This is a genomic window from Pseudarthrobacter sp. LMD1-1-1.1 (assembly GCF_040676255.1).
Lineage (GTDB): Bacteria > Actinomycetota > Actinomycetes > Actinomycetales > Micrococcaceae > Arthrobacter.
Genome location: NZ_JBEGHP010000001.1, coordinates 836,118 through 862,609 on the forward strand (window position 1 = coordinate 836,118; position 26,492 = coordinate 862,609).

A 26,492-nucleotide genomic window follows, 5' to 3' on the forward strand; every position below is an offset into this window, starting at 1 on the left:
TCACACTGACTTGGAGCGGGACTCCTGGATCATGCGGCTGGCCTCGGCATAGCGTTCCTCGATGTACTGCTCCAGCATCTTCTCCTCGACGCGCCACTGCCCGCGGCCGCCAACCTGGATGGCCTTCAGCTCCCCGCTGCGGACCAAGGCGTACGCGGCGGGGGAGTTGATCTGGAGTTGCTCGGCGACGTCTGCGAGCGTGAGGAACCTTGGCATATGCCCATTTTGCCATCACATGACGTTGTTTGTGCCCGTTTTCCACAGTTAGCCGGTATTTAGGCAAATGACTTTTGTTCCCGGTCCCTGGCGGTAACAATGAGGAGTCCGGCCAGAGTGGGCAGGTCCGGTGTACCTAGGGGGAGAACGGCATGGTTCCTGATTCAAGCGCCACGGCGCCACGGCTGAAGCGCCCGTCCTGGAAGGACCCGCGGTTGCTGGTGGGCATTCTCCTGGTCCTGGTCTCCGTCGCCGGGGTTACTTTCCTGGTCGGCAGCGCGGACCGCACCACCGAGGTCTTCGCGGCGCGGGACGGCATTGCCGTGGGTGAGCGCCTGACAGCGGAGAACGTGGTTCGCGCGAAGGTCCGCCTGGGCGACACGGAGCAGCACTACATCACCGTGGAGGACGGCCTGCCCCAGGACGTCGTCGCTGTGCAGCGGATCGCCAAGGACCAGCTGGTTCCCAGGGCAAGTCTTGGGGAGGTGGACCGGTTGGACCGTAAGCCGGTGGCGCTCAACATCGCGCAGACTTTGCCGTCCCAGGCGGTTGCTGGTGCGAGGGTGGACGTCTGGGTGGCGCAGCCGGATGCAAAGAACGGATTCAGCGAGCCGAAACTCGTCCTTCCCGGAGCTGAAATCGCTGAGGTCACCACCGGGTCCACTGCCCTCGGATCGTCAAAGACCACCGTGCTGATGGTCCTGGTGGAGGACAAACAGATGCCTGCGTTGCTGGGTGCCCAAGCCAACGACGCGAAGATATCCGTTGTGTGGAATCCGGGCGGGGCCCGATGAGTATCCCGGTTGTCACCGTTGGCCAAAGCCGGGAGGACCTGGTGGGCGGCCTCGAAAGGCTGCACGGTCCGGTGACAGTGGTTCGACGATGCACCGAACTTCCCGAGCTTCTCGCTGCCTGTCAAAGCGGTCTGGCAAGGGCGGCCGTAGTGGCCGAGGGGTCCGACGGATTAACGGCTTCCCTTGTCGACCGGCTTGGAGCTGTTGGGGTGGCGGTCATCGCACTGACGGACAATGCCGAGGAGGCGGCCCGGCTCCGCAAAATTGGTGTCGCCTCGGCGCTGACGGGAGTGGATTCAGCGGAGCTTTCGGACAGGATCGCCGATGCCGTTGCCCAGCTGACAGGTGCGGCCCGTCCCGCCATCCTGAGCGCGGGAGCTGACACCGGAGCTGCGCTGGCCATGGACCCCGTGCAGCCTGGACCTGATGCGGAGGGCGAACCGGCGGGCAGGCTCATCGTTGTCTGGGGTCCGGCCGGGGCGCCCGGCAGGACCACTGTGGCGGTGAACATCGCCGGCGAGATGGCTGCCGATGGCCGGGATGTCCTGCTGGTCGACGCGGACACCTACGGTGCAAGCGTCGCGGCGGTGCTGGGTCTCCTGGATGAGTCGGCCGGGCTTGCCCAGGCGTGCAGGCTTGCCGACCAGGGTTTGCTGGACCCGGACGCCCTCAGGAAGGTGGCCGCCACAGTCGCCACTGCATCCGGGACGTTCCGGGTGCTTACGGGAATAACCCGCGCGGACCGCTGGACCGAGCTGCGCGCCACTGCCCTGGCACTTGTTCTTGAACGGGCGCGGCAGATCGCGGACGTTGTGGTGGTGGATACCGGCTTTTGCCTCGAAGCCGATGAAGAGCTGAGCTTCGACACCATGGCGCCGCGGCGGAACGCCGCGACGCTGCGTCCCCTGGAACTGGCGCACGAGGTCTACGCCGTTGGTGCGGCTGATCCCGTGGGCGTACCACGGATGGTCCGTGCGCTTTCCGAACTCGAAGGCGCTGTACCGCAGGCCTCACCCACTATCGTCATGAACAAGGTGCGTTCCTCCTCCGTGGGCAGAGCCCCGGAACGCCAGTTGCGGGATGCCTGGGAACGGTACGGTCCCGCGTCGGAAATCAAAGCGTTCCTGCCCTACGACGCCGGCGCCGCCGACGCAGCACTCCTTGCGGGGTCACTGCTGCTTGAAGCTTGCCCCGACTCCGCGCTTCGGCGTGCCATCCGTGAATTGGTTTGTGCACCAGCCCAGCGAAATGCCAAATCCTCTGTATTTTCTTCCACACCACGGCGAAGGGCAAAGGACTAGGCTCGCCATAAGAGCTGCAAAGGTGCGGCGAATATCTCTGATGGAGGCGTTGTCGATGTCGTCTGGATCCAGTGTGGAGGACCAGCCCCTCTCCATTGAAGGCCTTGAAGGCTTCATGGGGGACTACTACCAGCACCTGGCTGAGGAGGATGCCCGAAGCTACCCCCGGGACGTTCTGGAAGCCCGTGCCGAGGAACACCGCCGGGCAGCGTCCGTGCGGCAGCCCGGGCAGGCGAAGATATCGATCATTGATGAAGAGGACAGCAGCGTCATCTTTGTGGTCACTGACGACATGCCGTTCCTGGTCGACTCCGTCAACGCCGAACTTGTCCGGCAGCACGCGGCCATCCGGCTCGTGGTGCACCCGCTTTTCGTAGCCACCAGGAACCGGGAAACGGGCGAACTGGTCAAGGTCAACAGGGTTCCGGCACATCTGGGCATTTCCAGCGGGGACACAGCGGCAATGCCCAACCTTTCCCACCTCATTGCGCAAGGTGAAAATGCCTCGCACATGGAGTCCTGGATTGCCGTCGAAGTCCACCGGGTTTCCGACGAAGCGAAGACTTCCCTGCTCGCGGGCCTGACCCGCGTCCTGAACGATGTCAGGGCCGCCGTCGAGGACTGGCCAAGGATGCGCCAAAAGGCGCTGGAGATCGCCGAAAGCCTGGACAAGGTGGCCAACTCTGCGCAGATTGCCGAATTGCGGCAGGCCAAGGACCTGCTGCGCTGGCTGGACGACGGAAACTTCACGTTCCTGGGCTACCGCGAATACGATCTGCTCAACGTCGACGGCGAAGACGTCCTGGAACTGCGCGAGGACAGCGGCCTCGGACTGCTGCGGGCAGCCGCGGACTCCCCGCACATCCAGCACCTCACCGATACCGGCCGTAAAAAGGCGCGGGAAAAGCGCGCCCTCGTCATCACCAAGGCCAACTCGCGGTCCACCGTGCACCGCTCGGCCTACCTGGACTACATCGGCATCAAAAGCTTCGACGCTGCGGGCAACGTCAACGGCGAGCGCCGCTTCATTGGCCTTTTTGCCACCAGCGCCTACGCCGGCTCCGTCCGCGACATCCCCATCGTCCGGGAAAAGGTGGATGCTGTCCTTCAGAACGCCGGCTTCCCGCCGGACTCGCACTCGGGCAAGGACCTGCTGGGAATCCTGGAAACCTACCCACGCGATGAGCTGTTCCAGATCGAAATCCCCGATTTGGCCGCAACTGCGCTTGGTATCCAGAAGTTGCAGGAACGGCGCCGTACCCGGCTGTTCCTGAGGCCCGACATCTACGGGCGTTTCATGTCCGCCGTCGTGTACCTGCCCCGGGACCGGTACACCACCAACGTCCGGCTTCGCATCGAACAAGAACTTCGGGAGACCTTCCAGGCAGTCTCGATCGACTACGAAGCCCGCATGACCGAATCGGCACTCGCGCGCCTGTTCTTCCGCATCCGGCTGCCCAAGGACGCCGACGTCAGCCATGTCAACAGTGACGAGCTGGAAAAGCGGCTGGTCCGGGCGGCAAGGTCCTGGAGCGAAGGCATCGCGGAGGTCCTGCGCGAGGGCCGGGACCCAGCCGAAGCCAAGGAACTGGCTGCCACCTGGGCCGAGGCGTTCCCTGCCAGCTACCGGGTGGACTATGAAGTAGAGGACGCCCTCGAAGACATCGCGCGGTTCGAAAAGTACGGGGCCGCCGCCGAGCGGAGTGCGGGGGCACGGCAGGACCGTCCCGGAGTCCACGTGTATCTTCCCGAAGGCGCCGGTGCAACACTGGAGGAAGACGCCCGGGTAAAGCTCTACATGCTGGAGCCCAAGAGCCTGAGCCAGATCCTGCCCTACTTCCACAACCTTGGCCTCGAGGTCCTGGACGAGCGGCCCTTTGAAATCGAAACAGCAGACCACCGGGACTTCTTCCTGTACGACCTGGGGCTGAAGTACCCGGCGGGAGTGGACCCCCTGTCGACGGGCGGGCTCCTTGCCGACTCCTTTGGCGCGGCCGTCACCGGTGCTGCGGAATCGGACAACTTTGACCGCCTGGTGTTGCGGGAAGGCCTGCAATGGCGGCAAATCACCATGCTTCGCGCCTACGCCCGGTACATGCGCCAGATGGGCAACAGCAGTTCCTTCGGCTTCATGGCGGACACGCTCCTGGCCAACGCGGATGTGACCCGGGGGCTGAGCGCCCTCTTCGCGGCCCGCTTCGATCCCTCCATCAGCGATGGTGAACGCGGTGAGGCCCAGGCTTCGGTGCGTCAGGAACTGGCAGCGTCCATCGAAAAAGTTGCCACTCTCGATGCCGACCGCGTGCTGCGCACCTTCGTCAACCTGATCGAGGCCACCCTCCGCACCAACTTTTACCAGAACAAGCCGCACCTGAGCTTCAAGCTGGATCCCGCCCACATTGAGGGGCTGCCGTTCCCGCGGCCCATGTTCGAAATCTGGGTTTACTCCCCGCGCGTCGAGGGTGTGCACCTGCGGTTCGGCAAGGTTGCCCGCGGCGGGCTCCGCTGGTCCGACAGGCGGGAGGATTTCCGCACGGAAGTCCTGGGCCTGGTCAAGGCGCAGACGGTCAAGAACGCCGTCATCGTGCCCACGGGAGCCAAGGGCGGCTTCTTCGCGAAGCAGCTTCCGGACCCCGCAACCGACCGCGCGGCCTGGATGGCCGAAGGCGTCGAAAGCTACAAGACGTTCATCCGCGGGTTGCTGGACCTTACTGACAACCTCCTTACCGAAGGCGACGGCGAACGGCTCGTGCCGCCGTCGAACGTTGTCCGGCATGACGACGACGACTCCTACCTTGTGGTCGCGGCGGACAAGGGAACGGCTACTTTCTCGGACATAGCCAACGGTCTGTCCGCGGAGTACGGCTTCTGGCTGGGGGACGCATTCGCCTCCGGCGGTTCCGTGGGCTACGACCACAAGGCCATGGGCATCACGGCGCGGGGCGCCTGGGAATCGGTGAAGCGCCACTTCAGCGAGCTGGACCTGGATACCCAGACCGAACCTTTCACCGTGGTTGGCGTGGGGGACATGTCCGGCGACGTGTTCGGCAACGGGATGCTGCTGTCCCGGCACATCCGCCTGCTGGCGGCATTTGACCACCGGCACATCTTCCTGGACCCCAACCCGGATGAGGCAGCCTCGTTCGCGGAGCGCCAGAGGCTGTTCGACCTGCCCCGGTCTTCCTGGGACGACTACGACAAGTCGCTGATCAGCGAAGGCGGCGGTGTCTTTGCCCGCCAGGCCAAGTCCATTCCCGTGTCGCCGCAGGTCCGGGCCGCGCTGGGGCTTCCGGCGGAAACCGCTGAGCTCAGCCCGCCGGAGCTCCTGCGCGCCATCCTGCTGGCGCCGGCTGACCTGCTCTACAACGGCGGAATCGGAACCTACGTCAAGGCGTCTTCCGAGTCGAACGCCTCCGTTGGCGATAAAGCAAACGATGCCATCCGGGTCAACGGCCGGGACCTGCGGGTCAAGGTAGTGGGCGAAGGCGGCAACCTGGGAATGACCCAGCGCGGCCGCATTGAAGCAGCGCTGCAGGGCGTCATCCTCAACACGGACGCCATCGACAACTCCGCCGGTGTGGACTGCTCCGACCATGAGGTCAACATCAAGATCTTCGTTGACCGGATGGTTGCCGCCGGCAAGCTGCCGGCGGGGGAGCGCGCAGACTTTCTGGCCTCCATGACCGATGAAGTGGGCCGCCTGGTTCTCGAAGACAACATCGACCAGAACATCCTGCTCCTGAACGACCGGACGCGCGTGGCGGAGTGGAGCCCAAGTTACGAGCGGCTCATGGACTGGCTGGAGAAGAGCGCCGACCTTAAGCGCGACCTTGAGGCGCTGCCCACGACGGAAACGCTGCGGGATCGGCTGCAGCAGGGTCAGGGACTGACGTCTCCGGAGCTGTCAGTACTGGCCGCCTATGCGAAGATCGAGCTGGCGTCGGCCCTGCGGGACAGCGACCTCGCCGATGACCCCTGGTTCCGTGACACCCTGCGGTCCTACTTCCCGCACCAGCTGCGTGAACGTTTCGACGCCGAACTGGACACGCATCCGCTGCGCCGCGAAATCATTGCCACGGTGGTGGCCAACGACATGATCAACCTGGGCGGCATTACGTTTGCCTTCCGGGTGATGGAGGAAACGTCCGCCAGCGAAGTTGCCGTGGCCAAGGCGTTTGTGGCGCTGCGCGAGGTGTATGAACTGGACGCGATGGTGGGGGAGCTGAACAGCCTGCCTGCCTCGTTCCCCACGGAGCACTGGAGCACAGTGCACCTGGACATCCGTCGGCTCCTGGACCGGGCAGTCCGCTGGCTGCTCAGCCAGGAAAGTGTTTCACGCCCCATTGCCGAGGTGGTGGCAGAGTTCAAGCCGCTGATGGATCCCATGCGGGCCCGGCTGCTGGACTACCTCCGCGGCGACGACCGCGATCGTGTGGCGGCGTGGCTGGCGAAGGGCCGCGAGTGGGAACTCCCGGAAGGCCTTGCGCTGCGCTGGGCCGAGCTGTTCGAGAGCTTCGTGCTGCTGGACATCGCCAAGATCGCCCGCTCCCGGAAGGACCGTGTAGAGGAGATTGCGGCCGTTTACTACACCGTGTTCAACCGGTTCCACGCGGACTCGCTGCTTGAACGGATCAGCAGCCTTCCCCGGCAGGACCGGTGGCAGGCGCTGGCACGGGCAGCGTTGCGCGATGACCTGTACTCAACGGTGTCGGACATGACGACGGCGGTGCTGGACGCAACGTCCGCCACCGGGTCGCCGGACGCGCGGCTCAAGGACTGGGAGGCTCAGAATGCCGAGCAGCTGGGCCGGGCAAAGAGCATGTTCGATGAGGTGAACGCACTGGAGGCCGACGACATGGCCTCACTGTCGGTAGCATTGAGGCTCTTGAGGTCAATCGTCCGGCGCTAGGAAGCAGGCGCCGTAACTGGAGGTGCAGTGGCAATCTTTACGGACCCCATCAGGGAGCACGCTGATTTCGGGCCGGGCGATGCCGAATGGCTGCACCTCCTGGTGGGGGACTGGCAGATGGTTGCGGACCTTGCGTTCGCCGACCTGGCGCTGTGGTTCCCCCACCCGGAGCTTGGCTACATTGCCCTGGCCCACGTGCGTCCTTCCACCACGCACACGGCATTCCACAGTGACTTCGTGGGTGAGGGCATCCGCTCCGACCTGCAGCCGCTCGTGGACAAGGCATGGAACAGCAGGTCCATCGAGCGCTCCAGCGAGACGAACTGGAACAGTGAGATGGCCCTGCGGGTCGAGGCTGTCCCCATGGTGCGCAACGGGCGGACACTTGCAGTTGTTACCACCCACATGGACCTCTCCAGTTCACGGATGCCGTCCCGGCTTGAGTTGACGTACCGGCAGTGCGCCTACGATCTCCTGAGGATGGGCACCCTGGGCTTGTGGCCGGACTTTGCCTCGCCCACGGGCTCCCGGCGGGGCGCTCCCCGTGTGGGCGACGGGCTGATCAGGCTGGATGCCGACGGGGTGGTGCAGTACGCGAGCCCGAACGGAGTTTCAGCCTTCCGCCGGCTGGGCGACGGGGAGTCCCTGGAGGGGCGTTCGCTCGCTGAAGTCACCGCCGGCCTGCTCAAGGACCGACGGCTGGTCGATGAGACCCTGCCGCTTGTAGTCACCGGCCGCATGCCCTGGCGCAGCGAGATTGAGTCCAGGGGAGTAAGCCTGTCCCTGCGTGCCATCCCGCTCCGGGATGAGCAGCAGCGGTTCGGCGCGCTGGTCCTCTGCCGCGACGTCTCAGAGCTGCGCCGCCGTGAAATGGAGCTGGTGACCAAGGACGCCACCATCCGCGAAATCCACCACCGGGTCAAGAACAATTTGCAGACGGTGGCTGCCCTGCTGCGGATGCAGTCCCGGCGCATGGTGAGCGATGAAGCAAAGCAGGGCCTGGAGCAGGCCATGCGCCGCGTGGCCACCATCGCACTGGTCCATGAGACGTTGTCGCAGGGGCTGACGCAGAGCGTCGATTTCGACGAACTGATCGGCCGCCAGTTCCGGCTGTCCGCGGAAGTGGCTTCCCCTTCACAGCAGGTCAGGACCGAACGCTCCGGCAGCTTCGGGGAGCTCCCCAGCGATCTCGCCACCCCGCTTGCCCTGGTGATCAACGAACTGGTGACCAATGCTGTGGAGCACGGCCTTGAGGGGAGGGCCGGCACCGTCTGGCTGGTTGCCGACCGGTCCGAAGCGGAGGACGGCGAAGAGCTGACCGTAACCATTGCCGATGACGGCGTGGGCCTTCCGCAGACCCCGCATGTGGAGGGCCTTGGCCTGCAGATTGTGCGGACGCTCGTCACGAGCGAGCTCGGCGGCACCATCACGTGGGAGCGCCGCGAGGGCGGCGGGACCGAAGTCAAGATCCGGCTCAGCCTGGCCGGGAAGTAGGAGGTGTGCTCCGGCCAGTGGTTTACCTGGCCGCGGGCTTGAGCTGACAGAGGCCCCGTGACAATCCGGAATGGATGTGTCACAGGGCCTCTTTATGCCGGTTGCGTCGTCCTGTGCCGGCTTGCCGGCGCCGGGCTCCTAGGAGGCGCGGCGTGCGCGGGCGGCGCGCCGCTTCAGGGCGCGGCGCTCGTCTTCGCTCATGCCACCCCAGACTCCGGCGTCCTGGCCGGACTCAAGGGCCCACTGCAGGCAGGTGTCGACAACGGGGCACCGGCGGCAGACGCTCTTTGCTTCCTCGATCTGCAGGAGGGCCGGTCCTGTATTCCCGACGGGGAAGAACAGTTCCGGGTCCTTGTCGAGGCACGCTGCGCGGTTACGCCAATCCATGCTGATCAGTTGCTCCATTTCTGGGAAGTGCCTTTGTGAAATTATTCACTAGTGGCTACAAAGGAAAAGGGCCCTCCGGGCCCCCTTGGTCATCTGCATCAAGCCTGTCATGTTAACGCTGTGTAAACAAGGGGTAATAACGCCTGATATCCCGTGAAACCTGAGCGATGCATCACAGTGGCGGCTCCGGCCCTCACCAGTGTCCGACTATGTCCGGTAGGGTGCCAGTGTGTCAAGACCCCCGGTAGACCCAGCAGGTACCCCATCCTTTTCCGACCAACCCGGCGGCGTCCCCGACCGCCGGACCAGCGGGCGGCCGGACCCGGTGCCCGCAGCCGCTAAAGTCGTTGCCGTCGTTGCGGCTGCCGAGGCCACTGCCCTCCTGGCGGCGGCAGGCTGGTATGCCTACGAGTTGTTCAGCGGCAGCCCGGTCCTGTCCTTCTGGGGTGCGGTCTTCACTTTGGGACTCCTGCTGGCTTTTTCGGCGTGGCTGTACGCAGTGGCAGTCTTCCTCCACCGGGGCTACCGGTGGACCAGGGCGGCTGCGCTGGTCGCCCAGCTATTCGTCCTCACGATCGGGGTGCCCACGATGACCAGCGGCCTGGTCCTGGCCGGCCTGGCGATGCTGATCCCCGCCGTCACCGCCATTGTTCTCCTGTTTACCAACAAGGTTGTCAGCCATGCCTCGCGCACAGGGAGTGCACCGCCGGCCCTCTGAGGCTGGACCGTCCCCGATTCGTGGCTGACCCTGTGCGCTTCCTGGGCCGCGGGCCGGTCACCCACCTGCTCCAGCCCACGCCACCTGGAGGGGGACGGCGCGGCCCCCGGTGATGAGGGCAGCACGTCCCGGTGGGGGATTGGACTCGACGTCGAACCGTATCCCGAAAAGGTCGCCGTCAGCGATCGAACGCGGGCCTAGCAGTATCCCGACGCCGGATGACCTTGCATTCATGAGGAGCGGGACACGATGGAGAAGCGCAGGACTGTAACCAGCGGTTACCACCAGGGAATGGCCGAGGGCATGTAGTTGGCCCACGTCCCGCAGTGCCGAAGGGGCGAGCTGGTCGATGTCGTCAACCAGCAGCAGTGCCTCCCGCGGCAAAGAACCACTCCCCGCCTGCAGGAGCATATCTGCCCAAAAACCCTCCGCGTCCTGGGGCGGCCCTTCATGTGCGCACCACAGTTGGCCGGCGTTGAGTTCCTCCAACGCGCGCAGGGTATTGCTCTTGCCGCTTCCGGGGTTGCCAAGCACGGCAACTAGCCCGCTGGCCGGAATGCGGAAGGACGCCGCGGCGAGCTCATCCCCGGCCACTCCGAGGAGGACATCCCGTTGCCTCACGGGGGTTGTGGGCCGCCCCAGCTGATGACCGGCGGTGGCCGGTTCCCGGCCTGGCTGGGCGTCGGCTGATGGACCCAGCCGGAGTGCCGGTGCCGCCACTGCTGCCACCTCCATCACGGTGATGTGCTCGGGGAGGGGTTCCAGCCGGAATGGCCGCAGCGAGGCACCCGGATATCCCGCGCCGCTTTTGCCCAGGACACTCGGCGCCGGGCTCCGGTAGAACTGGCAGACAGCCGGACCGCCGTTGGAAACCGGGCCGAAGGCAACAGCCCTCCCTTCAATGGCGGGTACCGAGGGCATTCGCGGCCACATGGCACGGCCCTCCTCGGTGGAACCAGCCGGAAAATAGAATCGATTGGGAACGGCGCCGAAGAACCTGGCAGTGACAAGCTCCCGCTCCCCGGAGAGCAGCAGCGTTATCCCTGCCTGGGCGCCGTCACGGACCAGGTCATGGACCAGGTCCTCAGCCCATGCCAGCGGTCCCGCACGCAAAGCCGACACCCAGGACCCCCAGCCGGAGACGACGACAACAAGAGGCACCTTCCCGGAGGCTGGCTGGCTCCGCCGCTGACCCAGCTCCCGGACAAGCCGCTCCAGAATCCGAACTCCACGCCGCAGATCATCCAGTCCGGCCAGTGCTCCCACCCGGCCCGCACTGGCCAGTGGGAGGAAACCTCCCGTGGCGTCCAGTATGTAAAAGTGGGATTCACTGCCATGGGTCGACAATGTGTGGACAGCCAGCTCCAAGGCCGCCCCGGCACCGGACGCAGGGTTGCCGATAAATGCTGCGTGGCTGTGGCGGGCAGGACTCCACGCCAGGGCTTCCACCCGTTGCTGTTCGGGCACGTCCATGAGGCCGAGGCGGACTTCACCCGACAAGTTGACGGGTTCCAGCGGCCGCGAACCGGGAACGGCAGAGCAGGGGGACTGACCACCGGAGGCGGGTACTTCCAGATCCGCCGGCAGCGGAGGGGCGACAGGCCTCCTCGGGACCTGCTTCTCCTGCTGGGTGCAGAGGTTCCGCACCATGGCCGCCAAGGGTTCCACAGCCTCCGCCGGAGTTGGCACAGAGGCTGGCGCCTTACCGGGCCCGGTAACCTGGCCCGCCAGAAAATCGATCGTCCGGTGGACAACCACGGGACATGAGTCACCTCCCGCCGCCACGGCCAGTGACGCACCCTGGAACTCCTCGGCGGCCTCCGTCCCACGGGCCAGGAACGCCCGGCCAGGTGCGTCCACACTGATGGCCGCAGCGCTCCTGCAATTGACCACATCAACCGACTCCATGTCGGATTGCACACGAAGTGCGATGCTGGAAGTAACGTTGGCGCGGATGTCCGCTGTCAGCGCTCCCTGCGGCCTCTGCGTTGCCATGATCAGGTGGATCCCCAAGGAACGCCCGATGGACGCTATGCGCAGCAACTCACGAAGCACCTCCGGCGCATCCTCCACCAGCATCCTGAACTCGTCGATGACAATGACCAGGTGGGGGAGCACAAAGTCCTCCGCCGCCTTGGTGGAGCGGTACGCGGAAAGGTCCGGGACCCGGGCCGCAGCAAGGCATTGCTCCCGGAGTTGCAGTTCGGCCCGGAGCGAGGTCAGTGTCCGTTCCATTTCGGAGCTGGAAAGGTCGGTCTGCAATCCCACACAGTGGACGAGGTCACTCAGCGGACCAAGCCCCGAACCGCCCTTGAAATCGATCAGGAAGAAGTTGACCCGCTCGGGCGGATAGCTGAGGGCCAGTGCGAGCGTAAGGCTGCGGAGCAGTTCCGATTTCCCGGAGCCTGTGGTGCCCGCCACCAGCAGGTGGGGCCCGTCGTGGTGCAGATCCACGGTCTTGGTTCCTGCCGCACCGAGGCCCAAGGGTACGGCCAGCCCGTCCTTTTGCCCGCTGGAGCCCCAACGGTCGGCTGTGGCTGCAGGCGTCAACGGCAGGATCTCGCCGAGGCTGCAGGTGGCGGGAACGGATCCCGCTTCCATCGTGCCTTGCCGCGGAGCGCCTGCCATGCTCCGGCAGAAACCGCTGAAGACATCCTCCGGCACCAGATCGGGAACAAAGAAGGTCTCGCAAGAATCCTCGAGGAGGACAGACCTGCGCTCGGAAAGAAAGACGTCCGGTGTGGGCCATTCCCCCTCTTCCGGCCGGAAGTGGAGTACCTGCCATCCGTGTCGAATCGCTGCGTCCCGTATTGAGTTATCAGCCGCCCCTTCAGCGCTTTCCCCTCGAATCAGCAGGACGGCGCGCTCGCAGCCGTGCGGATGACCGCTGGTCACCACACTGAGGGCTGCCTGTGGTGTGGCAGCGAGAGTCACCCTGGGCAGATACCGGGCGGCGAGTGGCAGGCTTCCCGGCTTCCCATGAACCAGCACGTGAGTTGCGCCTGCGCGCGGATACCCACCCAGCTGCATGAGTATGGACCGGATGGCGCCGTCAGTGGCGGACCGCGGACCGCCAATGGTGGTGAGTCCGCGGTCCGGGTCCAGGACCAGGGGGACCGCCCCTGCCGGTGGAACCGCGGGACCGGCGCCTGCCGGTTCAATCCGGACGTTGGCCGCCTGCTCTGCCTGGCCCAGCCGCAACCAGACGCCTTCGCCGGAGCCGGGACCGGACGTCTCCTTGCCCCGTGGTGCTGTCAAGGCGACGAGGGACAGGGGCGGTGCACTCCGCCGTCGTCGTTCCCTGTCTTCCTTCACCGCGGACTGCAGGGCAGCGGACAGGTCCCGTCTCTGCCGCCGTCCGCTGGCAGCAGGAACGAGGACGGCGCATGCGGAAGCGGCGGAGAAGGCAAGGAACATCCACATCCCCGTGAGTACGGCCAGCAGCACCCCGGCTGCCAGTGGGAGAACCGCGGTGAGAACGAGTGCTGCCCGGTTTCCGGCGTCAACGCGGGCGGGTACGACAATGGGCTCCGTCACGGACTGGCCGGCGTCAGCAAGTGCCCGCCCTGGCGGGTCTGCAAATATCAGCGACAGGGTCGATTGCCCACATCTGATGCTGGAATCCGTGGAGATGACCTTGGTCCGGATCCTTTCGCCGTCAACATAGGTGCCGTTGGCACTGTCCAAATCGATCAACAGGATGTCGGTGTCCGTGACCACAACCCGCGCGTGTTCACGCGACAACTCCGGGTCCGCGATGACTATCCGCGTTCCGCTTCGGCCGATGCTGTATCTGCCGCGCCGCAACGGAACGACCGTCCCCGCGGCGGCGCCGCTGTCGACGGCAAGAGCCAGGGGAGCCGCGGCTTCAGGGGACGGCCGGCGCCGCGGCCGCCGGGTTGACGGGATGGGGCCGCCGTCGACAAGGATCGCGGCCTCTATTAGCGGGGGTACTCCGAAGGCCACGCAACGCAGGTCCTCCCCATCTACGGTGACGGCGCCCGTACGGAACTTCCGGACCAGCTGCTCGTGGATCATCTCGCCTGGCGTGCCGGCCGGGGCGCTAATGGACAGTTCCACGGGCGGCTGGTCCTGTGATGATCCCGGGCCGCCAACCAGTGTGCAGTTGAGTGTCATCGCTTGGGATCCTTCGTGCATGTAGCCACACGCTAGCCAGGGCGCGCCGCGCCCGGCAGGCGTTTCACGGCCTATGTGGATAAACGTGTGGTTTCCGGCCTCCCCGGAAGGCGGCAGCCCGGTTAGGATCACTACACCCTGGACCGGGCCAGGCGGTCCGACAGCAGCGAAGGAGTCCCTTTTGAACACGATCGCTGACAGTGCGGACGTCGACGCCGGAGCCCGCATAGGCGCAGGCAGCAAGGTGTGGCACCTTGCCCAGATCAGGGAGGCAGCGCGCCTGGGGGAGAACTGCGTTGTCGGCCGCGGCGCCTATATTGGCCCTGGCGTGGTCCTGGGGGAGAACTGCAAGGTCCAGAACTACGCACTGGTGTACGAGCCGGCAGTTTTGGAGGCGGGAGTGTTCATCGGCCCGGCGGTGGTCCTGACCAACGACGTCTTTCCCCGTGCGGTGACACCGGAGGGCAGCCTGAAGACGGAGGATGACTGGGACAAAGTGGGCGTCACCATCCGGCAGGGAGCAGCCATCGGCGCCCGCGCCGTCTGCATAGCACCCGTGACGGTCGGTGCGTGGGCCATGGTGGCGGCAGGCGCCGTCGTCACCAAGGACGTGCCGGACTTTGCCCTGATGGCGGGAGTCCCCGCGCGACGAATCGGATGGGTCGGGAAGGCGGGCAAGCCTCTCCTGCAGGAGGGCAGGCAGTGGATCTGCCCGGAAACGGGGGACACCTACCTGGAGGGCGGCGGAGTGCTGCGCCCTGCCTGAAACGACGTGTGCACCAGCTCACAGCGGGCAGGCTGATTCGACGGGCCCTGCGGTCCCTCGGGTAGGCTGGAGCAGCAGACAATGCACGCCTTTGCGCTGCCCGCATTCGAACCAGGAGATTTTGTGACCGCTGACCTCGTCATCGTAGGGTCCGGCTTTTTTGGCCTGACAATCGCAGAACAGGCCGCCACCGAGCTCGGCCTGAAGGTCGTCGTCATCGACCGCCGTCACCACATCGGAGGCAACGCGTACAGCGAAAAGGAAGAACAGACCGGGATCGAGATCCACCGGTATGGTGCCCACCTTTTCCACACCTCCAACGAACGCGTGTGGGAGTACGTCAACAGGTTCACCACCTTCACCGACTACGTGCACAAGGTCTACGGCGTCCATAAAGGCGAGGTCTATTCGCTGCCGATCAACCTGGCCACGATCAACCAGTTCTTCCGCGCCAACCTCACACCGGGCCAGGCACGGGACCTCATCCAGGAGCAGGCCGGCGAGCTGGCGGGAACCGACCCCCAGAACCTGAACGACAAGGGCATCCAGCTGATCGGCCGCCCACTGTACGAGGCTTTCATCAAGCACTACACCGGCAAGCAGTGGCAGACGGATCCCAAGGACCTGCCGGCCGGCATCATCTCCCGGCTGCCCGTGCGCTACAACTACGACAACCGGTACTTCAACGACAAGTACGAGGGGCTGCCCACCAACGGCTACACCGCCTGGATCGAGAAGATGGCGGAGCACCCCAACATCGAGGTGCGGCTCAACACCGACTTCTTCGATGAGTCCCACGAGTACAGCAAGAACATAGTGGTGGGCAACATCCCCGTTGTTTACACCGGCCCGGTTGACCGCTACTTCGACTACGCCGAGGGCGACTTGTCCTGGCGCACCATCGACTTCGAAGAAGAAGTCCTTGAGGTGGGCGACTTCCAGGGCACGTCCGTTGTGAACTACAACGACGACGACGTCCCCTACACCCGCATCATCGAACCCCGCCACTTCCACCCTGAGCGCGACTACCAGAGTGAGAAGACTGTCATCATGCGCGAGTTCTCGCGCTTTGCGGAGAAGGGCGATGAGCCCTACTACCCGGTCAACACCTCGGCGGACAGGGAGCGGCTGCTCAAGTACCGCGACCTCGCCAACGCGGAGAAGGATGTCCTGTTTGGCGGCCGCCTCGGCACCTACAAGTACCTGGACATGCACATGGCCATCGGGTCCGCGCTGAGCATGTTCGACAACAAGATCAGGCCGCACTTCGAAAGCGGCGTGAAGCTGGAAAGCGGAGGCGTGGACGCATGAGCGGTTCGCCGGGCTGGGCGACACTCCAGCGGGTGATATTCCCGCCGGAATCCGGAGTCGACACGATGTCGCTCTATGCGGACCCCGGCCCGGCAACAGGGATACGTTTCCGGGAAAGCGATGAGTCGGCCCGGAATCCCAAACGGGCAGAGGACAAGCTGCAACTTGTGGGTTCCAGCCAGCGGGAGGTGCACTTCGACGACCTGCTGTCCCGGTTCTCCCTCCGCGTGCGTTCAGGGGAGCAAATCTCGCTGGGAACGTACTTCAACGCGTTTCCCGCCAGCTACTGGCGGAGGTGGACACACCTGCGCGAGGTTCGCCTGGTGGTCGAGACGTCCGGCCACGGATCCATCACCGTCTACAAATCAAACGCACGCGGCACCATTCAACGCGTGGATGGCACGAGAGTCGAGGGCGACTCACGAACAGAGTTCAATCTTTCCATCAAACCCTTTGGCGACGGCGGGTGGTATTGGTTCGACCTGGCCTCAAGCCGGGGTGACCTTATCCTCGGTGAGGCCCGCTGGGAAGGGGCTCCCGCAGAGCGCCCCCTTGAAACAGCCACCATTCAGATCACCACAATGAACAAGCCGGACTTCTGCCTTGCCAACGTCCGTGCACTGGCAGAACACCCGGAAGCGCTCGAGGTGGCCCGGGAAGTACTGATTGTTGACCAGGGCACCGTAAAGGTGGCCGATCAACCCGGCTTCGCTGAAGTCGCTGCCAGCATCGGCCCCAAGCTCCGAGTGATCGACCAGGCGAACCTGGGTGGTTCCGGAGGGTTCGCCCGCGGAATGTATGAAGCTGTTGAAAACGGCAGCGATTACGTTCTGCTCCTTGACGACGACGTTGTGATGGAGCCGGAGAGCATCCTGCGCATGATGGCGTTCTCCGGCCGCTGCCGTAAGCCCACCATCGTCGGCGGCCACATGTTCGACCTGTACAGCCGCAGCACGCTGTATTCAATGGGCGAAACGATTGATTCTCGGCGGTTTTCACCCAGCCAGCCACACCAGGACATGCAGATGCGGCACGACTTCAGTGTGTCGAACCTCCGGCAGACGCCGTGGCTGCACAGGCGCGTCGACGTCGACTACAACGGCTGGTGGATGTGCCTGATACCCACTTCCGTCATACGCGACATCGGCCTTCCGCTGCCTTTGTTCATCAAATGGGACGACTCGGAGTACGGGCTGCGCGCCCGGGCCGCCGGCTACCGGACCGTATCGTTGCCCGGCGCAGCGCTCTGGCATATCTCATGGATTGACAAAGACGACCTGGTTGGCTGGCAGGCATATTTCCATAACCGGAACCGCCTGATAACCGCCCTCCTCCACAGCCCCCAACCGAAGGGCGGCTCCGTATTGCGGGAATCTTTCCAGGAAGACGTAAAGCACCTCGTCTCGCTGCAGTACTTCACGGTGCAGAACCGGCTGACGGCGAGGTCGGACCTGATGACCGGTCCCTCCCACCTGCATCCGTCCCTCGCCACCAAGCTGGCCAGCATCAACAAGATGCGGGACTCCTTCCCCGATGCACAGCTGCGTGAAGACATTGACGATTTTCCTGCACCTTCCCTCGGGACAGGACTTTCGGGGCAGGCCGACAGCCAGATGCCCGCGAAGAAGGACATGGTCAAGTGGGGCCTGACGACAGTGGCCCGGCAGTTGCTTAAGCAGCCATCCCCGGCTTCGCTCGAACGCCCGCAGGGTTACCTTGCCCACGTCGACAACAGGTGGTTCCGTACGGCGCAGTTTGATTCCGTCGTAGTATCCAACGCCGAGGGAACAGCCGCCTCCTGGTATAAACGCGACCCAAAAAAGCTGAAAGCCATGCTGGGCCAGTCCGCTCTTCAGCACGCGGCGCTCTATAAAAACTGGGACGCCTTGGCGGCGGACTACCGCGCAGCGCTTGCGGACCTGGTATCCATGGAGGCGTGGCGGAAAACCTTCCACGGGGACGGGTAGCTGCACTTAAACAACGAAACGGCTGCCGGATTCACATCCGGCAGCCGTTTCACGTTCCAGGTGGGGCTTAGGCCCGGTCCCCGGCGGATACTGCATGTGCACTCGGCAGGCTGGCCCCTGCAGGTTTCACCGTGAGCAGGCGGTACAGGCACACGGCACCGGCTGCCAGAAGTGCGATGTAAATGACGGCGAGGCCCTGCCAGGTCAGCGGCGGCTGCCAGCGGGGATCAAACATTTCAGTCCAGTTGACGTGATCCTGAATGCCGATGGTGTAGCGCCGCAGTCCCTCCAGGAAGATGTACGTGTGGGCGAGGACGCCCAGGACCAGGCCCCAGCGGATCATGGACTTGGTCCACGGTGTGATCCGGAACTGGCGGAACCGCGTGGTTACCCCGGCTGCCAGAATCAAGGTCACCACCATGGCGAGTGCGTAGCGGCCCTGCCAGATCCAGCCGAGCTTCTCACTCGAACTTGCCTGGAGCGCGGTGGGCACGGCGATGACTGTGACCGTGAGCAGGGCCATGACCCAGCGGCCGCGCACGGGGCGGGCTGTGTAGGCGAGAAACAGCAGGGCGCCGAATCCGAGTACCCAGGTGTAAAGGGTGCCCGGCGGGGGCATGGTGTCGATCCAGCCGAGGACACCGACGTACTCGACCATGAAGAACACCGTCTTATCCAGCATGGCGACGGCCGCGTCTTCTGCCCGCATCGGTGCGCCCGCAAGAAGGCTGTCAAAGCTCCTGGCGGCGAAGACCCACCACAGAGCGAACACGCACGACAACGCAATGATGCCCATGGCGATCTGGAAGCCGCGCTGGGCCAGGGTCTTCATAAGCGTCCCGAAGCCGTAGCACAGCACGGCTGCGATCGCAGCAAGCGCCAGCCACAGCAGAGAAAGCGGACGGGTGTGCGCCAGGAGCGATGCGGACAGGGTAAGGAGAACCAGCGGGAGCTGTTGCAGTGATGTCCTGCCAGCCACCTGTTCAAAGACGGCGCACAGGCTGAGGAAAACGGCGCCGGTGGTTGCTATTTCCAGAGCATTGGGGTTAATGGAACCGGAGAGGAAGAACACCGCCGGCGTCAGGGCAACAGCGGCGGCGATGACGGGCCGCCTGAAGTGGCGAAGCGAGAAGGCGGCCGTGAAGATTGCTGCCAGGAAGAATCCGACGAGCCAGCTGCTGATGATTCTCATGGCGTAGATTGCCGGCTCACCACTGAGGCCCCGGCTTCCCATGCCGACGATCGCGTAATAGACAGGATTGTAGTTTCCGGCGGACGTCTTTCCTGCGGTCCAGCCGCGGTCCGTTGCGTCAACCGGCTTGGCGCAGTCCGCGGTGATGTTCGAGTGCTGGGCAAAGCAACTGCGGACATTCAGGTTCGCAATGTATCCTGGGACCTGGACAACCAACGGATCGCCCTGCACTCCCGATCCCGTACCCATAAGTTGCCCTCTGGCCACCGCAGCGGCCTTGATGGCGTGCGCGGGTTCGTCAGGGACGGACATCAGGGGGGACGCGAAGCTCCAGACGCTGCCAATGGAGCCGAAAATCAGCCAAGCAACGATGAGGACCCGGAGGGGCGACGGCGGGATGCGGCGCGGGCCGGCAGTCCTGATTTTGGGCATGGGCAAGGAGCGAGTGGAATACGGCATGATAGCTTTAAGGATACTTGGAGGCGGGCTGTGCAGAGGCTGAACACTCCGCAACCATGAGAGGATCACCCACCCATGCCAACACCGCCGTCAGGCACGTCTTCATCACCGGAAACCCCCGTCGAAGCTGCTCCAGCTGTTCCGGGGATGGTCATGGGGCTCTACCGGCACCCGGTGGTCAGGTTCCTGCTCGTTGGCGGCGTTTCGTTTGCCCTGGACCTCGGGCTGCTGGCCATCCTCCACGAAATTTTCGATGTCCCGCTGTGGATAGCGACTCCCATCGCGTTTATCGTGAGCCTGGTCTTCAACTTCCTCCTGCAGCGCCTGTTCACGTTCCGCGCCAACAACAGTGGCAGCATCAGCGCGCTGAAGTACATCCTGTTGGTCATCGTCAACATCGTGATCAGCGATCTCATCGTCACTGGGTTTGACGCCGTCGGCTGGACCTACGTCATCGGCAAGACAGCTGCCACGATCCTTACGACGGCGTGGAATTACTTCCTGTACCGGCACTGGATCTTCCGGCGTACACCGGAAGAGACACGCCCATAAGGCGACGCGGGTGGTGCGCTTCAGGCTTCCACCCACGCCCGCCGGCGCGACTATTCCGCCCGGCGTAACCATTCTGTAGAGGACCGGCTGGCTGGACGGCTGTCCACGCCCCAGTCCGTCCACCCGCAAGACTGCCTGCCCGCCGTTCGATGCCGGGCAGGCAGTCTGCAGTGTAATACGTTGACAACGGGCGGCCCAGGGGTGCCCCGAAGGTAGAGTCCCTCGGACCCGCGGGGTGGCCCCGGGTCAGTCTATTTTCCCTGCCGCAGTCTCTCGCCGGCGCTCATCGGCGCTTCAGCCGCAGCAGGTGCACCTGACGGCGCAGTCTCCCGACCAACGACTTCTTGCGTTGTATCTGCCGCCCGGCCTGAGTTGTGTTGGGCTCTGCCCTTCCGGGACAAAGTTCCCTTCACCAGGGGACTTCCTGGGTGGAGGTACCGGAAGAGGAGCAGGGCTCCCACCGCCGTCACGAGCAGGTACAGGACGGTCAGAGGCAGCCAGCCCAGGGGCGGCTGCCAGTGCGGTGACGAAAACAGTGTTTGCCAGTTGGCTATTTCGCTGATGCCGACGACGTAGCGGCGCAGAACATAGACAAAGGCGAGCGTGTGGCACGCAACGATGAGCCAAAAGAAGACCCTGGAAATGCGCAATGCCAGGGGGCCGCCGGGAAACCGCAGCTTCCGCAGGCCAAGGCCCACGCTGATAAACAGAACTACCACCAAGGGAAGCGTGTAGCGGCCCTGCCAGATGAATCCCATCCCGCGCCACAACGCGGTTTGCAGGAGCGCCGGGACCAGGTACAGCATGGCCAGCGCCACCCAGTAACCCGTCCAGTTCCGCAGCGGGCGGACGCAGAAGGGGACCACGAGCCCTGCAATCATGAGGCCGCCCCACACAAGGGCAACCAGTTCGGGGACCGGCGTGTCCAGCCAGCCCATGGTTCCGATGTATTGCGGGAAGAAGTCGTAGGTCTGGTCAAGCATGATCATGAAGCCCCTGTAGAGGGGAGCGTCGGGGTGCGGGCTGGCAATACCCTCAGGAGCAACTCCGACGTTGGCGGGGCCGTTCGCCGCGATGTACATCCACAGCAGGCCCAGCAGGGCCCCCGGAACTGCCAGTGCTACGGCGGTAAGGACCCGCCGGTCGCTGAAGACGGTTACGACCCTGCGGAGCCGGAAGGAGCAAACCCCTACGACGAGGGCGCACAGCAGCCACACCAGCGATATTTGCCGGGCATTGGCCAGCACCACCGTCGCGGCCGCGACGGTGGCCAGGGCGGGCAGGACACGCTTGGTGCCCCGTCGGTTGTCAAGGACGACGACGAAACCTGAGAAGGCAGCCATTGTGGCGGCAATCTCCAACGAGTTGGGGTTGATGCCTCCGCCGAGGAACAGAACCATGGGCGTCATTGCAAGGGCTGCGACAAGGACGGCGTACTTTGGCCGCCTCAGCTCAGTCAAGGCTGTGAACCCAGCGGCGAAGAACACGGCGCACAGGAGCGCGCTGACCAGGCGCATGCCATAGATTGCGGGGGCGCCGGACATGAACAGGGTGGGAAGCCCTACTATCCAGTAGTACATCGGGTTGTAGGAGCCTGCGGATGTGACACCGATGTTCGTGAACGTATCGTCCACGTAGATGGGCGCTGCGCAGTCGGCTGCCTGCGCCCTGTTGAACTTGTAGCAGCTCTGGGCATGGAGACTGGCGATGTAGTTGGGAACGCGGACGTGGACGCCATGGCCAAATGATGTGCCGTCCTCAACCAGGACCTGGCCCCGGACCACGGCTGCCGCTTTGATGGTGTGGGCCGGTTCGTCGGGGACGCCCATTAAGGGTGTTGCCAGGGACCACAGGCCAAACAGCAGGAAGAAGATCCCAGTCAGGAGCGCGAAGGTGGGAAGGGGCCGGGGAAGGGAACGCGCGCGAACACTTCTTAGGAATAAACTCACTGTCCGTCTCCAATTGCATTGACGAGGGCGCGCCCTTCGTTCACCGCCTTCTTGCTTGGCGACATGACGAAGGCGAATGCGTTCGCGTTCTTTTGTGCTTCTTCGCTGAGTGCGCTTTCAGCGAATGAGCGGGCCAGCCGGCCCATATGGTCGTCGGTGTACTCCCTGCACATGTACATGTAGATAACGGTGCCCAGGCCATAACCCGAGCGCCCATCGAGTGCTTGGGTGACTGCACTTGATGACGCGGCTACGTTACCGGTGGACACGGCGTCGACCACTGAGGATGCCTGGAGCCGCCGGGGCTTGCCGTCGAAGACGAGCTGGGCAGCGACAAACCTGTTTCCGATGATGCTTCCATCAAGGATTGACAGGCCTCCGTTGGTGTCGTCCAGCTTGTTCGCGAGATCCAAAGGGGGAGACTGGACTTGACCTTTGACGCTGCCCGGCCACCTGTCTTCGGCGGGCGCGTTCCAGTCAGTTCCCGCGTCCTTGAGGTAGGAATTGACCGGGCGGACAGTATCCGAGGGCCCCTCCTGTACCAGAACCGTGATGGCTACGTCCGGAAGGGTAGTCTCCGGATTCAGTGCCGCTACTTTGGGGTCGTTCCAGCGAGTGATGCCCCCCTGCAGGATCTGTGCAAGGGTTTTGGCGTCCAGGATGAGGTCGTTGACGCCCTTGAGCTTGACGGCTACGCCCACGGGCAGGACACCGGCAGCCAGGGACATGGCACCCTTGGATGTGCACATTCCCCGGACCGCGGAAGCCTCGGTTTCCGGGAGTGGGGCGGAACCAACAGCGAACTGTGACTGCCCGTCCTGGAACGCTTTCAGGCCTGCCGCAGACCCGTCGGGGGAGTAGCTGACGTAGGTTCCCTTCACGGAGCTGCCCCATGCGAGGCCCCACGCGCTGACAGCTCCCTGGCCGGCATTGCTTCCAATTCCGGTCAGGGCACCCTCGATTGTCCCCGGCGGCATGGTTGCGCATGCGGACAGGGGCAGGAGTGCGGACAGCACAACAGCGGCGCCGATTTTAGTTCGTCGAGAAACGGGAATCACCTATCCAGCCTAGTGGTCCAGCACTGCAAGTATGGGACACGGGCGGCGCCGCACCGGTGCAGGCCACGCTCATCCACAACTGGAAATCCGGTATAGCCGTGCGTCCGGGCCTTGCGAATCCACCAGGGTCACTCCGTTTCCCGGCGCAAGGTTGGTCAACGCCGGGTACTTTTCGGACCCTGGCAGGTCGATCAGGTAACGGGGCCCGAAGTCCAGGACGTACTGCACGTTTTTATTGCGCAGGGCGGCGCAGACGGCGGGGTTGTCCGCGGCGTCTCCGAGCTTTTGATTAATCAGTTCCGTATCAGGGTCGTCTGTTGAAAACAGGTGAGTAGTCAGGACGCGGCGGCCGGTGTAGGCATAAGCGAGCGAACTCCCGTTCCACGGATTGTCAGCTATGACTGCATCGGAAGGGACGTGACCAGGGAGCCGCTGTATCAACGCCAGCTCATCGGGTGTGAGGAGCTCCGAATGTGCGTCGAAGCGGTATACGGAGGAGGCGCCATTGATGTAGTGGCTCAGCGGTCCTGCGAACGAAGCGAGGAGGGCGAAGACCACCACAACGGCCGTGGACAGCACAGTTTTCCCGTTCGCGCCTGCCCGGTCGATGGAAGCTTCCCACACCTGCCACGTCCGCGCACCGCTGCGGGAGCAGCGGGCTGAGTCCCACAGGCGCAGACCTCCGATGACGGCAAGTGGGGTCACCAGCAGGGGCAGGAGTGCAGCGAGGCGGTAGGTGTCCTGGTACCAGGTGCCGATCAGGAGGTCCCGAATGCTGCCTTTCGGAAACGACGCCGCAACGACATAGAGCCCGCCGAGTACGGCGTAGCACGCAGCCATCCAGCGCCAGTTCCCCACTTTGAAGGTGGTGAGGAGACCGTAGACCGACAGGATGGAGACCACTACTGCCGGTATGGCTGATTGCATCGTGCTGGCTGTGAGTATTTCCCCGACGGCGGCGCCCGGCTTCACGGTTGGTCCCCAGTTGTCGTACGGGGCAGGGCGCAGCTTCAACCACAGGACCGCGGCGACGGCGAGGATCCCCACGGTCCCGCCAAGGAACAGCCACGCGCCGGCGGGGTTCACCCGCCACATCTCCCGGCGCGGCATGATCCGCCACCACAACATGGCGAGGATCGGAAGGCCAAGCGCCACCGTGATGTTGATAGAGCTCGTGTGGGCAAATGCGAGGCCTGCCAGCGACAACACCAGTGCCGCTGCCCAGCTGGGCAGTGGTTCCGTCCGCGTCCGCCCGATGCGGACCAGCGCTGCGAGTTCGACTATCACTACCGGCATCATGCTGAGGGCCATGGCGTACGGGAACAAAGGGCCCCAGACAATCATGAGGAAGGGGAAGGCGACCTGTGTGCCGGCGACCACCGCGGTGATGATGAGGGCCGCCGGCCTGCGCGAGATGGTCTTCGTGACGAGGAACAGGCAGGACGCGGGCCAGAGGAGCACGACGATGACCAGGTTCAGGACGTTCTCGGCGGTAGGGATATCCACTGAAGCCAGCTGCACCAGGAGGGCAGCAAAAGAATGCCACGCCGCGGGATAGACCGCGTCCAGGCCCTGCACTCCCTGTATCGACGCCAGCGTCAGCGATGAGGCGTTTCCGCTGTCGATGATGAAGCGGATTGCATTGAGGTGGAAGACGTTATCGAAGACCTGCGACGGGTGGTCCGGTGACCCCACCAATTGGATGAACCGCCAGGTCATGGGCAGCGTTGCGAGTGCCAAGGCAGCGAGGGGCAGGGATTGCCTCCAGGCGGGGGCAGCCAGGCGCCACGGAATGCGCCGAGTCAGGAGCAACGCTCCGGCAGCCAGGAGGGCGCTGACGAGGAGATACGGCAGGACGCTCCAGGGCAAATGGAGGTACCCGCCGATGACCCCGGCAAGTCCGGCGGCTGCAGTTGATAGCAGTGGCGCGATGCCGAGAACCCCGCCCAACCGGAACTTGAGGCACGACGCGATGGCGGCCCCGGGGACATACAGGAGCAGGATTGCGACCACCGAGGCCGGAAGAATGGTCAGCCAGTTCACGACGGAATTTCCTCAGTCCTGTCCTGCGGCGACGGTTCCCGCAGCAGACGGATGATGGCACGCAGCTGTATGGCCGTTACCGCAACTTCGCCCACTACCAGACCCAGCGCGCCGCCCGGGCCGCCCATCAAGTGCGCCAGGATGACCATGGCCGGGAGCCCAACGATGGCTCCTGCGATGGTGCTGGAGAAAACGGTGCGCATTTGTTTTGCGGGCACCAGCCAGTGGGCTCCGGTGGACGTTGTAACACAGACGAGGAGGAACGACAGACCGAACCAGAAACAGGTCCAGAAGTCAGCGGCCAGCTCTGAACCGAAAAGGAGAGTGCTGACCCATGGACCCAGAACAGCAAGGATCAGCCAGCCGGCTGCTCCCAGGATTGACAGAGCCAGGAGGGAAAACTTTCGCCGCTCAGCATGGTTTGAGCCGAACTCGTTGACCCACCCCTGGAGGCTGTTTCCCAGCGCGGCCGTCGCGAGCTGTCCGATGCGGTACAGCTTCTCCGCTGATACAAACGCAGCCAGGCCGGAGGCAGAGGCGGCGAACTGCACCACAAGGACGGGGGTGGACGCGTACGCTCCTGCGGCGACCGTCACGCCGGCACCGCCCCTCAGTGCCCAGATCTCGCGGACCACTGCGCGGGGCGTCAGCCCCTCGAAGTCCGTCCGTTGGGAATGATCCTTGTTGAACCACATGGTTCCCGCGAGGCCCAGCAGCAGAAGCGCCAGTGGGTAGAGGAAGATCTGACCTGTCGCGAACAGAAGAGGGATGACGCCCAGAGTCGCCACCATACGGGGAACGACGTCGTATTTTGCGATCCTGCCAGCGTGCCCGGTGGCAATGCAGTACCAGGCCGGGGTTAGTCCTGCCGCCGCCTGGGCGCAGGCCATCAGGAAAGCAACCCAGAACTGTTCTTTGGCTCCCGTGATCGAGAGGGCGGCTGCCATAAGGGGGAGGGCGCAGACGAAGACAAATGCGCGGGTGACGAAACTGGTGGCGTAAAGCCGGCGCCGGGTTACGGCATCGCTTTCTGAGGCGACGGCGGCAGGGCCTGTCAGCGGCCACCCCAGACCTATGACGATCGCGGCGATTGCCCCTACAGCCTGGCCTACGGCGAGGGAATTCCAAGCCGGCGCCCCACCCACTCTGGCGATGATGGGCAAAAGGATGAATGACGCAAGAGAGGCGAGCAGCGGCAATCCCGCGAAAGCCGCGATCCTTTTGATCATGCCGTGGTCC

At 64.3% G+C, this 26,492-nt stretch carries 17 protein-coding genes; 9 read left to right on the forward strand and 8 right to left on the reverse strand.

What is annotated here, in order from left to right; translation table 11 throughout:
• On the reverse strand, nt 1-216 hold the full coding sequence (locus MRBLMD1_RS04035) for a helix-turn-helix domain-containing protein (protein WP_018768505.1): 216 nt from the start codon (nt 214-216) through the stop codon (nt 1-3).
• Between the two features lie 152 nt (nt 217-368).
• Here MRBLMD1_RS04035 and MRBLMD1_RS04040 point away from each other — a divergent pair, with 152 nt between their 5' ends.
• From MRBLMD1_RS04040 to MRBLMD1_RS04055, 4 genes are read left to right on the forward strand one after another with little or no spacing between them, the layout of a single operon-like run.
• Nucleotides 369-1,010, forward strand: a complete 642-nt coding sequence (locus MRBLMD1_RS04040; RefSeq protein ID WP_159631562.1) for a hypothetical protein — start codon at nt 369-371, stop codon at nt 1,008-1,010.
• Complete coding sequence (locus tag MRBLMD1_RS04045) at nt 1,007-2,311, forward strand: AAA family ATPase (RefSeq protein WP_364397637.1); 1,305 nt, start codon at nt 1,007-1,009, stop codon at nt 2,309-2,311. The genes MRBLMD1_RS04040 and MRBLMD1_RS04045 overlap by 4 nt, the downstream gene beginning before the upstream one ends.
• 55 nt (nt 2,312-2,366) lie before the next feature.
• The gene (locus tag MRBLMD1_RS04050; protein ID WP_364397639.1) at nt 2,367-7,220 is read left to right on the forward strand and encodes an NAD-glutamate dehydrogenase; all 4,854 of its coding nucleotides are present in this window, start codon (nt 2,367-2,369) and stop codon (nt 7,218-7,220) included.
• A gap of 27 nt (nt 7,221-7,247) precedes the next feature.
• Nucleotides 7,248-8,714 carry a sensor histidine kinase gene (locus tag MRBLMD1_RS04055; RefSeq protein WP_159631565.1) on the forward strand — a complete coding sequence of 489 codons (1,467 nt, stop codon included), beginning with the start codon at nt 7,248-7,250 and terminating at the stop codon, nt 8,712-8,714.
• Between the two features lie 138 nt (nt 8,715-8,852).
• On the opposite strand, the gene MRBLMD1_RS04060 is transcribed toward MRBLMD1_RS04055, so the two are convergent.
• A complete protein-coding gene (locus tag MRBLMD1_RS04060) occupies nt 8,853-9,101 on the reverse strand; it encodes a WhiB family transcriptional regulator (protein WP_003804966.1) in 249 nt (82 codons plus the stop codon).
• A 325-nt stretch (nt 9,102-9,426) separates the two neighbouring features.
• Here MRBLMD1_RS04060 and MRBLMD1_RS04065 point away from each other — a divergent pair, with 325 nt between their 5' ends.
• On the forward strand, nt 9,427-9,819 hold the full coding sequence (locus tag MRBLMD1_RS04065) for a hypothetical protein (protein WP_364398014.1): 393 nt from the start codon (nt 9,427-9,429) through the stop codon (nt 9,817-9,819).
• Nucleotides 9,820-9,876: 57 nt separating this feature from the next.
• On the opposite strand, the gene MRBLMD1_RS04070 is transcribed toward MRBLMD1_RS04065, so the two are convergent.
• Entirely contained in the window at nt 9,877-13,956 is a 4,080-nt protein-coding gene (locus MRBLMD1_RS04070; RefSeq protein WP_364397641.1) for an FtsK/SpoIIIE domain-containing protein, read from the reverse strand.
• A 181-nt stretch (nt 13,957-14,137) separates the two neighbouring features.
• On the opposite strand from MRBLMD1_RS04070, the gene MRBLMD1_RS04075 reads away from it, so the two are divergent.
• The 3 genes from MRBLMD1_RS04075 (at nt 14,138) to MRBLMD1_RS04085 (ending at nt 18,000) form a co-directional block, all read left to right on the forward strand.
• A complete protein-coding gene (locus tag MRBLMD1_RS04075; RefSeq protein ID WP_236560757.1) occupies nt 14,138-14,722 on the forward strand; it encodes an acyltransferase in 585 nt (194 codons plus the stop codon).
• A 123-nt stretch (nt 14,723-14,845) separates the two neighbouring features.
• A complete protein-coding gene (gene glf, locus MRBLMD1_RS04080; RefSeq protein WP_364397644.1) occupies nt 14,846-16,033 on the forward strand; it encodes a UDP-galactopyranose mutase in 1,188 nt (395 codons plus the stop codon).
• The gene (locus tag MRBLMD1_RS04085; protein WP_224026515.1) at nt 16,030-18,000 is read left to right on the forward strand and encodes a glycosyltransferase; all 1,971 of its coding nucleotides are present in this window, start codon (nt 16,030-16,032) and stop codon (nt 17,998-18,000) included. Before glf ends, MRBLMD1_RS04085 begins: the two co-directional genes overlap by 4 nt.
• Nucleotides 18,001-18,067: 67 nt before the next feature.
• Here the strand turns inward: MRBLMD1_RS04085 and MRBLMD1_RS04090 are convergent, their stop codons facing one another.
• Nucleotides 18,068-19,651, reverse strand: coding sequence for a DUF2142 domain-containing protein (locus tag MRBLMD1_RS04090; RefSeq protein ID WP_364397646.1), 1,584 nt, complete (start codon nt 19,649-19,651; stop codon nt 18,068-18,070).
• 75 nt (nt 19,652-19,726) lie between these two features.
• Here MRBLMD1_RS04090 and MRBLMD1_RS04095 point away from each other — a divergent pair, with 75 nt between their 5' ends.
• Nucleotides 19,727-20,203, forward strand: coding sequence for a GtrA family protein (locus tag MRBLMD1_RS04095; RefSeq protein WP_275179516.1), 477 nt, complete (start codon nt 19,727-19,729; stop codon nt 20,201-20,203).
• Between the two features lie 251 nt (nt 20,204-20,454).
• Here the strand turns inward: MRBLMD1_RS04095 and MRBLMD1_RS04100 are convergent, their stop codons facing one another.
• The 4 genes from MRBLMD1_RS04100 to MRBLMD1_RS04115 form a co-directional block, all read right to left on the reverse strand.
• A complete protein-coding gene (locus tag MRBLMD1_RS04100) occupies nt 20,455-22,152 on the reverse strand; it encodes a DUF2142 domain-containing protein (protein WP_364397649.1) in 1,698 nt (565 codons plus the stop codon).
• Nucleotides 22,149-23,210 carry a substrate-binding domain-containing protein gene (locus tag MRBLMD1_RS04105; RefSeq protein ID WP_364397651.1) on the reverse strand — a complete coding sequence of 354 codons (1,062 nt, stop codon included), beginning with the start codon at nt 23,208-23,210 and terminating at the stop codon, nt 22,149-22,151. The genes MRBLMD1_RS04100 and MRBLMD1_RS04105 overlap by 4 nt, the downstream gene beginning before the upstream one ends.
• A 69-nt stretch (nt 23,211-23,279) precedes the next feature.
• Entirely contained in the window at nt 23,280-25,253 is a 1,974-nt protein-coding gene (locus MRBLMD1_RS04110; RefSeq protein ID WP_364397653.1) for a DUF6541 family protein, read from the reverse strand.
• Nucleotides 25,250-26,482 (reverse strand): lipopolysaccharide biosynthesis protein, encoded by a 1,233-nt coding sequence (locus MRBLMD1_RS04115; protein WP_364397655.1) that lies wholly within the window; start codon nt 26,480-26,482, stop codon nt 25,250-25,252. The genes MRBLMD1_RS04110 and MRBLMD1_RS04115 overlap by 4 nt, the downstream gene beginning before the upstream one ends.
• Nucleotides 26,483-26,492 lie beyond the last annotated feature (10 nt).

Coding starts and splice junctions, on each gene's coding strand:
- MRBLMD1_RS04035 (WP_018768505.1), bottom strand. CDS start 216: ATGCCAAGGTTCCTCACGCTCGCAGACGTCGCCGAGCAACTCCAGATC.
- MRBLMD1_RS04040 (WP_159631562.1), top strand. CDS start 369: ATGGTTCCTGATTCAAGCGCCACGGCGCCACGGCTGAAGCGCCCGTCC.
- MRBLMD1_RS04045 (WP_364397637.1), top strand. CDS start 1,007: ATGAGTATCCCGGTTGTCACCGTTGGCCAAAGCCGGGAGGACCTGGTG.
- MRBLMD1_RS04050 (WP_364397639.1), top strand. CDS start 2,367: ATGTCGTCTGGATCCAGTGTGGAGGACCAGCCCCTCTCCATTGAAGGC.
- MRBLMD1_RS04060 (WP_003804966.1), bottom strand. CDS start 9,101: ATGGATTGGCGTAACCGCGCAGCGTGCCTCGACAAGGACCCGGAACTG.
- MRBLMD1_RS04070 (WP_364397641.1), bottom strand. CDS start 13,956: ATGACACTCAACTGCACACTGGTTGGCGGCCCGGGATCATCACAGGAC.
- MRBLMD1_RS04085 (WP_224026515.1), top strand. CDS start 16,030: ATGAGCGGTTCGCCGGGCTGGGCGACACTCCAGCGGGTGATATTCCCG.
- MRBLMD1_RS04090 (WP_364397646.1), bottom strand. CDS start 19,651: ATGCCGTATTCCACTCGCTCCTTGCCCATGCCCAAAATCAGGACTGCC.
- MRBLMD1_RS04095 (WP_275179516.1), top strand. CDS start 19,727: ATGCCAACACCGCCGTCAGGCACGTCTTCATCACCGGAAACCCCCGTC.
- MRBLMD1_RS04115 (WP_364397655.1), bottom strand. CDS start 26,482: ATGATCAAAAGGATCGCGGCTTTCGCGGGATTGCCGCTGCTCGCCTCT.